General features: G+C 70.7%; 9 protein-coding genes. 1 reads left to right on the top strand and 8 read right to left on the bottom strand.

The window, feature by feature from the left end; translation table 11 throughout:
* Positions 1-105: 105 nt before the first annotated feature.
* The 5 genes from BUE42_RS10565 to BUE42_RS31550 all read right to left on the bottom strand — a co-directional run bounded on the left by BUE42_RS10565 (position 106) and on the right by BUE42_RS31550 (position 5,507).
* Positions 106-939 carry an alpha/beta hydrolase gene (locus tag BUE42_RS10565; protein WP_073465068.1) on the bottom strand — a complete coding sequence of 278 codons (834 nt, stop codon included), beginning with the start codon at positions 937-939 and terminating at the stop codon, positions 106-108.
* Between the two features lie 23 nt (positions 940-962).
* On the bottom strand, positions 963-1,823 hold the full coding sequence (locus BUE42_RS10560; protein ID WP_083614053.1) for an alpha/beta fold hydrolase: 861 nt from the start codon (positions 1,821-1,823) through the stop codon (positions 963-965).
* An 85-nt stretch (positions 1,824-1,908) separates the two neighbouring features.
* Positions 1,909-2,439 (bottom strand): SRPBCC family protein, encoded by a 531-nt coding sequence (locus BUE42_RS10555; RefSeq protein WP_073465066.1) that lies wholly within the window; start codon positions 2,437-2,439, stop codon positions 1,909-1,911.
* A gap of 18 nt (positions 2,440-2,457) precedes the next feature.
* Positions 2,458-3,486, bottom strand: a complete 1,029-nt coding sequence (locus BUE42_RS10550; protein ID WP_235002243.1) for an MBL fold metallo-hydrolase — start codon at positions 3,484-3,486, stop codon at positions 2,458-2,460.
* 20 nt (positions 3,487-3,506) lie between these two features.
* A complete protein-coding gene (locus tag BUE42_RS31550; protein ID WP_159445399.1) occupies positions 3,507-5,507 on the bottom strand; it encodes a ferritin-like domain-containing protein in 2,001 nt (666 codons plus the stop codon).
* A gap of 72 nt (positions 5,508-5,579) precedes the next feature.
* Here BUE42_RS31550 and BUE42_RS31545 point away from each other — a divergent pair, with 72 nt between their 5' ends.
* Positions 5,580-6,521 (top strand): DUF1993 family protein, encoded by a 942-nt coding sequence (locus BUE42_RS31545; RefSeq protein WP_083614051.1) that lies wholly within the window; start codon positions 5,580-5,582, stop codon positions 6,519-6,521.
* Positions 6,522-6,650: 129 nt separating this feature from the next.
* Here BUE42_RS31545 and BUE42_RS10525 read toward each other — a convergent pair whose 3' ends face one another.
* From BUE42_RS10525 to BUE42_RS10515, 3 genes are read right to left on the bottom strand one after another with little or no spacing between them, the layout of a single operon-like run.
* Positions 6,651-8,075 (bottom strand): efflux transporter outer membrane subunit, encoded by a 1,425-nt coding sequence (locus BUE42_RS10525; protein ID WP_073465065.1) that lies wholly within the window; start codon positions 8,073-8,075, stop codon positions 6,651-6,653.
* Positions 8,068-11,256 (bottom strand): efflux RND transporter permease subunit, encoded by a 3,189-nt coding sequence (locus tag BUE42_RS10520; protein WP_073465064.1) that lies wholly within the window; start codon positions 11,254-11,256, stop codon positions 8,068-8,070. Before BUE42_RS10520 ends, BUE42_RS10525 begins: the two co-directional genes overlap by 8 nt.
* A 40-nt stretch (positions 11,257-11,296) precedes the next feature.
* On the bottom strand, positions 11,297-12,574 hold the full coding sequence (locus tag BUE42_RS10515) for an efflux RND transporter periplasmic adaptor subunit (RefSeq protein WP_083614050.1): 1,278 nt from the start codon (positions 12,572-12,574) through the stop codon (positions 11,297-11,299).
* Positions 12,575-12,664: the final 90 nt, after the last annotated feature.

The following is a 12,664-nucleotide window of genomic DNA, read 5'->3' as shown; positions in this document are numbered from 1 at the left end:
AATCGCAGAGTGTAAAACCGACCGCACCAGGCGATGCAGATCCGACCCACAAGGGCACACGATGAAACGGAGATGCGCGAATGCGTCACACAGGACGCATGGTGTTCAAGTCACGGTGAGGCGGCGCAGCCCGGTCTGCAGCGCGGCGAACACCTCGGCCTGCTCGGGTTCGTTGAAGATCTCATGGAACAGCGGCGGGAATTCCTGCACCGTGACCACCGCCTGCGGCGCCGCCGCGGCGAATGCGCGGCTGCCGGCCGGCGCGACGCAGCGGTCGCTGCCGGCGTAGAGCAGCAGCGTCGGCACGGCCCAGGCGGCCGCGCGGGCGCGCACCCACTCGCCGCCATCGACGATGAAGCGCACCAGCCGCGGCGTCACGCGGTCGTGCACCAGCGGGTCGGCGACATAGGCCGCGACGACCGCCGGGTTGCGCGAGATCCAGGCCGGCTTCAGCCCGTTGCCGACCGCGAGCGACGGCGCGATCGGGCCGAGCAGCGCGAGCAGCAGCTTCTGCGCGCCGTTCATGCCGGGGTCGAGCGCGGGCGACGACATCACCAGGCCGTCGACCGGGCGCCACCAGGGTGCCTTGGTGTCGGCGGCGAAGCGCGAGACGACCAGCCCGCCCATGCTGTGGCCGAGCAGCACCAGCGGGCCACGGTGCGCGGTGCGGGCCGCATCGATCACGTGCGACAGGTCGTCCAGCAGGTCGTGGTCGGTGGCGAGCTGCCCACGCCCGCCCTCGCTGCGGCCGTGGCCGCGCTGGTCATACGCCAGCACATGCCAGCCCCAGCCGTTCAGGTGCGCGATCACGTGGGTGTAGCGGCCGAGGTGCTCGCCCAGCCCATGCACCAGCACGACGACGCCGTGTGCGGCGGTGCCGGCCGGGTGGTGCGAGAGGTGCAGCTTCAGGCCGTCGGTGGTGTGCAGCGAGGTGTCCATCGCACCAGTGTGGCATGGCCCGTTCAGGCTGCTTCGGGCTGCAACTCCAGTCGCGACGCAGCCACCGGATCGAGGTGGGTCGCCATCCAGCGCACGACCGTTGCCGCGTGCGTGATCGGCCCCAGGTGGCCGGCACCGGCCAGCTCGCAGTGCTGCGCCCGCGGCAGGGCCTGCGCGAGCAGCTCGACGATGCGCCGCGCCGGCGCGCGCGTGCGCTCGCCGTGGATCAGCAGCAGCGGCATCGCCAGGCGCGACAGCACCTGCGGGCCCCAGGTGGCCGAGAACAGCGCGTCGAAGTGATGGGGCACCACCGGCATGCGCGCCGCGATGGCCTCGCGGCGCGCCGGGCTCAGGCCGTCCCAGGCCGCGTCGCCGCCCCAGTAGGTCGTGAAGGCGCACGCCGCGGCCAGTGCATCACCCTGCTCGAGCAGCCGGGCGACTCGCGACGCGATCTCGCGCACCTCGGCGAGCGACGGGTCCTGCGGCGCCATGCGATGGATGATGCCGACCGCGACCGGCTCGTACAGCGTCAGCGAGCGCACCCACTGCGGGTGGCGCAGCGCGATCTGCATCGCGACCGCCGCGCCGTACGAATGGCCGACCAGGTGGATGCCGCGGCGCACCAGCCCCCAGGCCGGCTGCATGAGCTGGGTGACCGCGTTCGCATCGACGTGCAGCGTGTCCAGCGCCGCCGACGGCCAGGCCGGGCTGCGGCCATGGCCGTGCAGGTCGGGCGCGACGACCTGCCAGCGCTCGCTCAGCGCGTCGGCCAGGCCGTTCCATTGCGCATGCGTGCCGGTCGACGAATGCAGGCACAGCACGACCGGGCCGTCGCCCTGTGAATGGGCGGCCAGGCGACCGGGGTGGGGGAGGGGCGCTTTCATGACTTCTCCAGCGGATCGGAGGCGTCAGGATGCGGGGCCCGTGTATCGACGCCGTGTCATCCACCGGCGCCAATTGATTCAATGGTTACGCCTTCTCCACCGCCGCCTTCAGGTTCGCGAGCCCGGCCTCGAAATCGCGCCCGATCAGCGTGTCCATGCTCAGGAACAGCCCCATCAGCTTCGACACGTATGGGGTCGGGCCGTGCATCGCCCAGTGCACCAGCGTCGCGTCGTCCTGCGGCTTCAGCGTGAACTCGGCGACGTTGTGGCCTTCGAACGGCTTGATGAAATCGAGCTTGATCGCGAGCGCCGAGGCCGGCGTGCTCTGCATGATCTCCATGCGGCCCTGGCCCACCTTTGCGTTGCCGCGCCATTCGTAGACCGCGCCGACACCACGTGCCGCGCCGCTGTGCGTGCGCAGCATCGCGGGGTCGAGCTTCTCCCACGGCGACCACTCGGGCCAGCGGTGGAAATCATCGAGCAGCGGGAAGATCCGGTCCGGCGGGGCCTTGATCGCGAGCGATCGCTCGACGCGGAAGGTGCCGGGCCGCGTCGTCGCGAACAGCAGCACTGCAGCGATCAACAGCACGACGACGAGGGCGATGGTCATCCACATGGCGTGTCCTCCGCAGGTTCAGCCGGATCCACCCGGCGTGGGCCGGCGAGCCGGGAATTGTCGCGTCTCGCCGATCGCGAGCACGAAGAATTCACCGTCGGGCAGCGCCTGCAGCCGGCGCTGCTCCACGAGCGCGTGCGGCGGGTCGTCGAGCGCTTCGTCCGACAGCTGGAAGGTGCCCCAGTGCACGCCGAGCGAGCGCTTGGCGCGCAGGTCGCGGTGGATGCGGATCGCTTCCTCGACGTCGACATGCTGCGGCGCCATGAACCAGCGCGGCTCGTAGGCGCCGATCGGCAGCAGCGCGATGTCGAAGCCGCCGCCGTTCGCCGCCGACTGCCGCCCGGCGAAGCGCGCCTGGATGTCGATGAAGTCGCGCGAGTAGGCGGTGTCGCCGGCGTAGAACAGGTGGCAGTCGGGCGCGAACACCGCGAAGCCGCCCCACAGCGTCTTCATGCGGTCGGCGAGGCCGCGGCCCGACCAGTGCTGGGCCGGCACCAGCATCACCTCGACCGGGCCGGACGGCGACGGCACGGTGTGCGAGGTCCACCAGTCGAGCTCGACCGCGTTCGCGATGCCGCGCTCGGCCAGCCAGGCCTTCACGCCCAGCGGCACGATGAACAGCGGCGGGCCGCCCGGCTGGCGCTGCAGCGCGTCGACCGATGCGCCGTCGAGGTGGTCGTAGTGGTTGTGCGAGGCCAGCACGAGGTCGATGTGCGGCAGGTCGTTCAGCGCGACGCCGGGCGGCAGGTGCCGCTTCGGGCCGGCGAACGACACCGGCGACGCGCGCTCGGAGAACACCGGGTCGGTGAGGACGTTGAGCCCGCCCAGCTGGGCCAGCACCGTCGCATGGCCGATCCAGGTGACGGCGGGCTGCATCGCCGCACCGGCGCGCGCATTGCCCTGCAGGAACGCGAGGTCCGGCGCCAGGCACGGGATCGGCCCGCGCGGTGGCCGCGGCACGCCGTTGCGGTGGGCAGCCCAGCGCCAGCGCAGCACGTCGGCCAGGCTCTTCGGTTCGAAGCCCGCGTAGTTGTTCTGGAACGCCACTGTGCGGTCGTCCGCGGTCGTCAGACGCCGTCGGCCACGAAGCCGACCACCGCGTGCGAGTTGTCGCAGAACGGCTTGTTCTGCGACTGGCCGCAGCGGCACAGCCGCGTGCTGGTCAGCCGGTCGACGGTGCGGCCGGTGCCGGCGCACAGCTCCAGGTTGCCGCTGACTTCGAGCGGCCCGTTGCGCAGCGGGTCGACGCGCAGCGCACCGCCGCGCAGCGCGAGCGGTTGCGATTCGCGCGTCGCGGGCTCGCCGGACGCCTTGAAGCCGGCCGCGTTGTGCGAACCGTCGCAGTAGGGCTTGTTGGCCGATTGCCCGCAGCGGCACAGCGTGGCGCGCAGGCGCGAACCGCCATTGGGCTGCACGGCCGACAGTTGCAGGTCGGCATGGAAGGCCAACGGCCCGTTCTCGCGCAGGCGGGCGACGTTGACCAGCGGCGGCGCCTCGTCGGGGCCGCCATCGAGGCGCTGGTAGGTGATCGCGCCCGACGGGCAGCTGTGCGCGACGATCGCGATGCGCTCGGGCGTCGCCTGGTCGGGGTACAGCCAGTCGCCCGGCGTGTTGGCGAGGAACACCGCCGGCTCGCCGAGCACGCAGTGGCGCGAATGGATGCAGCGCTGCGTGTCGAAGCGCAGCAGCACGTCGCGGCCGCGGGCTTCGTCGGGCGGCTTCGGGGTGGGGCGGGCAGCGGCCGGCGCGACCGGTGCTGCCGCGACCGGTACCGGTGCGACCGGCGCTGCGGCCTGGCCGGTGATCACCGGCCAATGCCGGTCATGGTCGGCCGACCAGTAGTTCGAGAAGCGCCGCATCGCCTGCGCGTGCCGCGCGAGCGACGGCAGCGCGCCGGGTTGGGCGGCCAGGGTCTCCAGCCGGTCGGCGACGCAGCCGCAGCGCTCGGCGAGCACCAGCGTCGCGGTCTCGACCGACAGGTAGGTCAGCACGGTGCGCGACGCGGTGAAGGTCATCCCGGCGTTGACGCCCGGGTGCTTGTCGCTCGCCGGCATCGCCGACAGCGCGCTGCCCATGTCGCCCAGCATGTGCATCAGCGCGAGGGTCTGGTCGGCCATCTCGCGGCGGCGTGCGGTGGCGGTCTCGGAGCGCGGCGTCACGTCGGCGAGCGCCGACAGCAGGCGCAGCATCAGCTCGTAGCAGACGTTGGCGACGTCCAGCAGCGCGGCGGCCGGCTCGGCGGTGACGTGCACCCGCAGCCCGGCGACCACCGGGTTGCGCATCACCGGGTTGCGCGCCGCGGGCCGGGCCGGCTCGAACGCCGGGCGGCGCGCCTTCAGGCCCTGCCATTCGCTGCGGATCGCGCAGAAGCGCGCGTAGTGCGAGCCGCTCTTGTTCTCGCGCGAGCCCTCGCCCTGCTGCACGATGAACTCGACGGCCTGGCGCGCCTCGGCCAGCGTGCCGACGGTCATCAGCCCGGGCAGCCGGAAATCCTGCAGGGCCAGCTGTGCCGCGCGGGGCCCGATGAACAGCTTCGCCTCGCCGCTGTGCTGCACCAGCAGCTCGCAGCTCTCGGCGATCGATTCGTACAGCTCGCCGACGGTGGTGTAGTCGTCCGGCAACATCGACAGCCGGCCGGCGACGGCCCGGCGGTGGTAGCTGGTCTTCTCGTAGTGGCGGCCGTCGCGCTCGGCGACATCGGCCGGCCGCTCGAGGTAGACGAAGTGGTCGAGCGTGGCCTCGTCGAAGGGCGCGAGTTCGACCGCGATGTCGGCCGGGAACAGCCCCGGCGCGATCGGGAAGTTGAAGCGCCGGTAGTGCGGCCGGGCGCCGATCGCCACCGCGATGTTGTTGGCCAGCACCAGGTGCAGCATCTCGTCGGTGGCGATCGCGATGATCTCGCGCCGCCAGCGCTGCACGGCGGCGAGTTCGTCGGGTTCGAGTCCCTCGTCGGCGTTCTGCTTCAGCGAGAACGCCGCATAGAGGTAGGTGCACATCAGGCAATGCTCGATCTCGGCGGCTTCGGCGAGCATGCCCACGAGCTGGGCGCGGTGGGAGGCGGGGGTCATGGCCGGCAGCATGCCGGGGAGGGCGGCGCGATGCAAGGGCTGCGGGTGCATTGCGGCTGCTAGGCTTGCGCGATGAACCCACCCATGCTGTGGCAGGCCTCGGTGCCTGTCTTCCTGCGCTACCTGGAGCGGCTGCGCGGCTGGCTCGATCTGACGCAGAGCCGCCTGCCGGCGGCGGACGCCGAAGCCCTGCTCGGTGCGCGGCTCGCCGACGACATGAACCCGTTCGCGACGCAGGTCGTCATCGCGGCGAACTTCGCGTTGCGGACCTGCCATCCGCTTGCCGGGTTGCCGGTGCCGTCGGCGGGTGCGCCCGAGCCTGGCTTCGACGGGCTGCGTACCGTGATCGACCGCGTGTCAGCGATGCTGCGCGAGCTGCCGCCTGCGGCTTTCGAGGATGCAGAGCAACGCACGCTCGAGAGCCGGGCCGGCGATGCGCTGGTGCGCCTGCCGGCCACCGAGTTCCTGCAGCATTACGCGTTGCCGAACTTCTTCTTCCACCTGACGACCGCGTACGCGATCCTGCGCAGCCGGGGCGTGCCGATCGGCAAGGCGGATTTCGATGGTCTGCATGCCTATCCGCCGGTCGGAAGCGAGGGTGTCTGCTTGGCCGACGAGCGCCGCGCTGAAGACCTCCGCGAGATCGAGCGTTCGCGGCTGCGCGCGCTGGTCGACGGCGACATGCCACTCGCCCGGCGCCTGCATGCACCGCAGTTCCAGCTCGTCACGCCGGCCGGCCGCGCGTTCACCCGCGACGAGTACCTCGGCAAGATCGAGCGTGGCGACCTTCGCTACCTGCGCTGGGAGCCGGGTGCGATCGATGTCCGCCTGCACGCCGACAGCGCGGTGCTGCGCTACCAGGCCACGCTGGCGTTCGATGCAGACGCGCCGTTCCGGTGCTGGCACATCGATACGTACGAACGCATCGACGGTCGCTGGCAGGTGGTGTGGTCGCAGGCGACGGCGATCAAGGATGGCGATCACGACCGGGATGCCCTGGCTGCACGGCAGTGAGGGCATTGCTCGATGGCGCTGAGAGCTCCATGGATCAACCTTCACTTGTTCGCTTGTCACCTTCCCAAAGGCAGGGCGGTGAACAAAGGCGCGGGCGGCGAGCCACAGCCTCCCCGCCCGCGCCTTTGCTCAATTCGCCGCCGCGTCCTTCCACCCACCCCCCAGCGCCTTGTACAGCGTCACCAGGTTCTGCGCCTGCTGCGCCTGCACCTGCACCACCGCCTGCTGCGCGGTGAACAGCGAGCGCTGCGCATCCAGCACGTCGAGGTAGCTGGCCGCGCCGTTGCGGTAGCGCAGGTCGGCCAGCCGGTAGCGTGCCTGCTCGGCATCGGCCTGCGCGCGTTGCGCACGCGCCTGCTCGCCGAGCGTCGCGCGACCGGCCAGCGAATCCGAGACCTCGCGGAACGCGGTCTGGATCGCCTTCTCGTACTGCGCCAGCGCGATCTCGCGACCGACCTTCACGCTGTCCAGGTTGGCCTTGTTGCGGCCGGCGTCGAAGATCGGCAGCGTGGCCTGCGGCTGGAAGCTCCAGCCGAACGAGCCGCTCTTGAACAGGCCCGACAGGTCGCTGCTCACCGAGCCGACCAGCCCGGTCAGCGTGATGCGCGGGAAGAACGCCGCACGCGCCGCGCCGATGTTGGCGTTGGCCGCGATCAACTGCTGCTCGGCCGCGCGCACGTCGGGCCGGCGGTTCAGCAGGTCCGACGGCAGCCCGGCCGGCACCTCCGGCAGCACCTGGTCGGCCACCAGCGACACGCCGGCCGGCAGGTCTTCCGGCACCGCCTGCCCGAGCAGCAGCACCAGCGCGTTCTCGTCCAGCATGCGCTGGCGCGTCAGCTGCGCGAGCGACACGCGGGCCGCCTCCAGCAGCGATTCGGCCTGCCGCAGGTCGAGTTCGGAACTCGCGCCGTTGTCGAACTTCAGCCGCGTGAGCTTCTGCGAATCCTCGCGCGTCTTCAGCGTCTGCTTCGTCACGTCGAGCAGTTCGTCGTCGGCCAGCAGGTTGAAGTACGCATTCGCGACCGACGCGATCAGGCTGATCTGCACCGCCTTGCGCGTCTCTTCGGTCGCCAGGTACTGCGCGAGTGCCGCCTGGCTCAGGCTGCGCACCCGGCCGAACAGGTCGAGTTCGTACGACGAGACCGCGAGGCCCACGCTGTAGGTGCTGGTGATCGTGTCGGGCCCGGCGGTCTGGCGCAGGCCGCTCGCGGCCGCATTGATCGTCGGCCATTCGTCGGCGCGCTTGATCTGGTAGGCCGCGCGCACCTGCTCGATGTTGAGCACCGCGACGCGCAGGTCGCGGTTGTTCTTCAGCGAGAGGTCGATCAGCCGCTTCAGGCGCTCGTCGGCGAAGTAGCTCTGCCATTCGATGTCGCTCGCCTTCGGACCGGGGCGCGCGGTGGTCGCCTCGCCGGCGAACGAGCCGGGCACCGGCGCCGGCGGGCGCTCATAGGTCGGGATCATCGTGCAGCCGGCCGCGAGCAGTGCGCTCGCGAGCAGGGCCAGGGCAGGGGCCGGGCCGCGCAGCAGCCGGGTGCTTCGGAAATCACTCATGGGAACCATCCTTCGCCGGGGCGGCCGCCGGCGCTGCAGGGGCCGGGCTGCCATTCAATTCGTGGGCGTACATGCGGCGCTGCCGCTCGCTGCCCTTGAAGATGCGGCGCACGACGACGAAGAACACCGGCACGAAGAACACCGCCAGCAGCGTCGCGGTGAACATGCCGCCCATCACGCCGGTGCCGATCGCGCGCTGGCTCGCCGAGCCCGCGCCCGAGGCCACCACCAACGGCAGCACGCCGAGGATGAAGGCCATCGAGGTCATCAGGATCGGGCGGAAGCGCAGGTGCGCCGCCTCCAGCACCGATTCGACGACGCCCTTGCCCTGCGCGTGCAGGTCTTTCGCGAACTCGATGATCAGCACCGCGTTCTTCGCGCTCAGCCCGATCACCGTGATCAGGCCGACCTTGAAGTAGATGTCGTTCTCGAGGCCGCGGAAGGTGGCCGCCAGCACGACGCCCAGCACGCCGAGCGGCACCACCAGGATCACCGACAGCGGGATCGACCAGCTCTCGTACAGCGCCGCGAGGCACAGGAACACCGCCAGCAGCGAGAAGCCGAGCAGGATGAACGCGGTCGAGCCCGACAGCTTCTCCTCGCGCGACTGGCCGGTCCATTCGAACGCGAAGCCCGGCGGCAGCTGGCCCGCGAGCCGCTCCATCTCGGCCATCGCCTCGCCGGTGCTGCGGCCGGGCGCGGCATCGCCCGCCAGCCGCATCGTCGGGTAGCCGTTGTAGCGGATGGTCTGCACCGGGCCGCTGATCCAGCGCGTCGTCGCGAAGGCCGCCAGCGGCACCGGCTGGCCCTTCGTGTTCAGCGCGTTCAGGCGCAGCAGGTCTTCCGGCTGCATCCGCGCCGGCGCATCGGCCTGCACCACCACGCGCTGCAGGCGGCCGGCGTTCGGGAAGTCGTTGACGTAGGCCGAGCCGAGCGCGGTCGAGATGGTCGCGTTGATCGAATCGAAGCCGACGCCCAGCGCGTTCGCCTTGTCGCGGTCGATGTCGATCTGCAGCTGCGACGCGTCTTCGAGGCCGTCGGGGCGCACGCCCGCGACGATCTTGCTCTGGCCCGTGAGACCCAGCAGCTGGTTGCGCGCCGCGAGCAACGCCGCGTGGCCGTTGCCGCCGCGGTCCTGCAGCCGGAACGCGAAGCCCGACGAAGTGCCCAGCTCGGGGATCGGCGGCGGGCTGAGCGGGAAGATGAACGCATCGCGCACGCCCATCAGCGCGCCGAACGCGCGGCCGGCCACCGCTTGCGCCTTGTGCTCGGCGCCCTTGCGCTCGTCCCAGTCTTTCAGCGTCACGAACGCGAGGCCGGCATTCTGGCCCTGGCCCGAGAAGCTGAAGCCCAGCACGCCGACCATGCTCTGCACTTCCGGCTGCTTCAGGATGTAGCCCTCGACCTGCTGCATCACCTCGACCGTGCGGTTCACGGTGGCGCCCGGCGGCAACTGCACGTTGACGATGATGTAGCCCTGGTCCTCGGCCGGCAGGAACGACGCCGGCAGGCGCGAGAAGGTCCAGCCCACCGCGGCGATGATCGCCGCATAGATGATCAGGAAGCGGCCGGCGCGTTTCAGGATCTTCGCGACCCAGCCCTCGTAGCCCTTCGCGGTGCGCGCGAAGCCGCGGTTGAACCAGCCGAAGAAGCCGGTCTTCTCGTGGTGGTGGCCGGCCTCGACCGGCTTCAGCAGCGTGGCGCACAGCGCCGGCGTCAGCGACAGCGCCATGAAGGCCGACAGCGCGATCGACGCCACCATCACCGCCGAGAACTGGCGGTAGATGTTGCCGATCGAGCCGGCGAAGAACGCGAGCGGCACGAACACCGAGATCAGCACCACCGTCACGCCGACGATCGCGCCGGAGATCTGGTCCATCGCCTTGCGGGTGGCCTCGCGTGGCGACAGCCCCTCCTCGCTCATGATGCGTTCGACGTTCTCGACCACGACGATTGCATCGTCGACCACGATGCCGATCACCAGCACCATGCCGAACATCGTCAGCACGTTGATCGAGAAGCCGAGCCCGAGCAGCGCGCCGAAGGTGCCGAGCAGCGCGATCGGCACGACCAGTGTCGGGATCACCGTGTAGCGCCAGTTCTGCAGGAACAGGTACATCACGACGAACACCAGCGCGACCGCCTCGAGCAGCGTCTCCACCACCTGCGAGATCGAGATCTTGACGAAGCGCGAGCTGTCGTACGGCACGCTGTACTTGACGCCCTGCGGGAAGTAGCGCGCGAGCTCGTCCATGCGCTTGCGGATGGCGGTCGCGGTGGCGAGCGCGTTGCCGCTCGGCGAGAGCTGCACGCCGATGCCGGTCGACGGCTTGCCGTTCAGGCGCGCCGAGGTGGCGTAGGTCTGCGCGCCCAGTTCGATGCGGGCGACATCCTTCAGGCGCACGGTGGAGCCGTCGGCGTTCGCGCGCAGCACGATGTTGCCGAACTGCTCGACATTGCTCAGCTGGCCGTTGACGACCACGGTCGCGAAGATCGATTGCCCCGGCAGGTTCGGCAGGTCGCCGATGGTGCCGGACGAGACCTGCGCGTTCTGCGTGCGGATCGCGGTGGCGACGTCGGTGGCCGACAGGTTGAAGCCGACCAGCTTGGCCGGGTCGATCCAGACGCGCATCGCGCGCTCGGTGCCGAACAGCTGGGCCTGGCCGACGCCGGGGATGCGCTGGATCTCGGGCAGCACGGTGCGCGACGCGTAGTCGCCGAGTGCGATCGGGTCGTAGGCCGGGTTGTCGGACGAGAGGATCGTGAACAGCAGGAAGTTCGAGCGCGCCTTGTCGACCCGCACGCCCTGCTGCGTGACGGCCGAGGGCAGGCGCGGCGCAGCGCGGCTCAGCCGGTTCTGCACGTCGACCTGCGCCAGGTCCGGGTTGGTGCCGGGCTCGAAGCTGATCGTGATCGAGCCGGTGCCGTTGGCCTGGCTGACCGACTCCATGTAGAGCAGGCCGGGCGAGCCGTTCATTTCCTGCTCGATGACGCTGATCACGCTGTCTTCGAGCGTCTGCGCCGAGGCGCCGGGGTAGGTGGCCGACACGACGATGGAGGGCGGTGCGACCGGCGGATATTGCGAGATCGGCAGCTGCGTGATCGCCACGCCGCCGAGCACGATGATGAACAGCGCGATCACCCACGCGAAGATGGGGCGATCGATGAAGAACTTGGCCATGGAGGAAGGCTCGCTGGTTCTGTCTTTTGGGTAGTCGGGCTCAGTTGCCCGAGGCAGCGGAAGCGGGAGCGGATGCCGCCGCGGCCGACGCCGCACGCGGCTGCCACGGCACCGGCTTCACCGGGCCAGGGCCGCGCAGCTTCTGGAAGCCGTCGACCATCACCTGCTCGCCGGGTTTCAGGCCGTCGGTGACGAGCCACTGGCCGTCCTGCGCGGCCGAGCCGATCTTGATCGGGCGCGGCGAAACCTTGCCGTCGGCACCGACCACCATCACGGTGTCGCCCTGGTTGGTGCGGGTGACCGCCTGCTGCGGCAGCGCGATCGCGCCGTCGACCTGCGCCTGCTCGAGCCGCACGCGCACGTACATGCCGGGCAGCAGCAGGCCGTCGGCGTTCGGCACCTCGGCGCGCAGCGTGATCTGGCCCGAGGTGGCGTCGACCGTCAGGTCGGAGAACAGCAGCCGGCCCGGCTTCGCGTACTCGGTGCCGTCTTCCAGCACGATGCGCACGATCGCGGCATCGTCGGCGCCGGCGCGCTTCAGCTTGCCGGCCTCGAGGGCCTTGCGCAGCTTCAGCGTCTCGGTGGTCGATTGCGTGAAGTTCACGTACATCGGGTTGATCTGCTGCACCACGGCCAGCTGGGTCGCCTCGCCCTGGCCGACCAGCGCGCCTTCGGTGACCAGCGCGCGGCCGATGCGGCCGGCGATCGGCGACGTGACCGACGCGTAGCCGAGGTTGATCTGCGAGGTCTGCAGCGCGGCGCGGGCCGACGCGACATCGGCCTCGGCGGATTTCTGCGCCGCGACCGCGTTGACGAAGTCCTGCTTGCTGATCGCGTTGGCCTCGATCAGCGGCTTGTAGCGCTCGGCCTGCGCGGTGGCCTGCGTCAGGTTGGCCTGGGCGCGCGCGAGCGCCGCCTGGGCGCTCTGCTGGTTCGCGACGTAGGGCGCTGAATCGATCTGGAACAAGGCCTGGCCGGCCTTCACGTCGCTGCCTTCGCGGAACAGCCGCTTCTGCAGGATGCCGGCCGCGCGGGCCCGCACCTGGGCGACGCGCGAGGCCTCGAGCCGGCCCGGCAGCTCGGTCACCAGACCGACCTCGCGCGGCGCGACCGTCACGACCCCCACCTCGGGCGGTGGCGGGGCACCGGCGCCACCCGGGGCAGCACCGGCACCGCCGGCCGCGCCATCCTTGGCGCCGCAGGCCACCAGCATCGCGACGACGACCGCCAGCGGCAGCACCTGGAGGGCGCGCTGCGCGCCTCGGGCCGTGGAACCAACAGCAGCACTTTCCGCCGCGACGTTCTTCAACGCAGACATGCAAATCCCTTCCGGATGCTGCGCCCGCCGCGGGCGCCTGATGAGCTGGGGGAAAGCCGACAAGCCCAAAGGCCGGGTGGAAGACCCGGC

Source organism: Rhizobacter sp. OV335 (genome assembly GCF_900142965.1).
Lineage (GTDB): Bacteria > Pseudomonadota > Gammaproteobacteria > Burkholderiales > Burkholderiaceae_C > Rhizobacter.
This window is presented reverse-complemented; position numbering and strand designations above follow the sequence as displayed.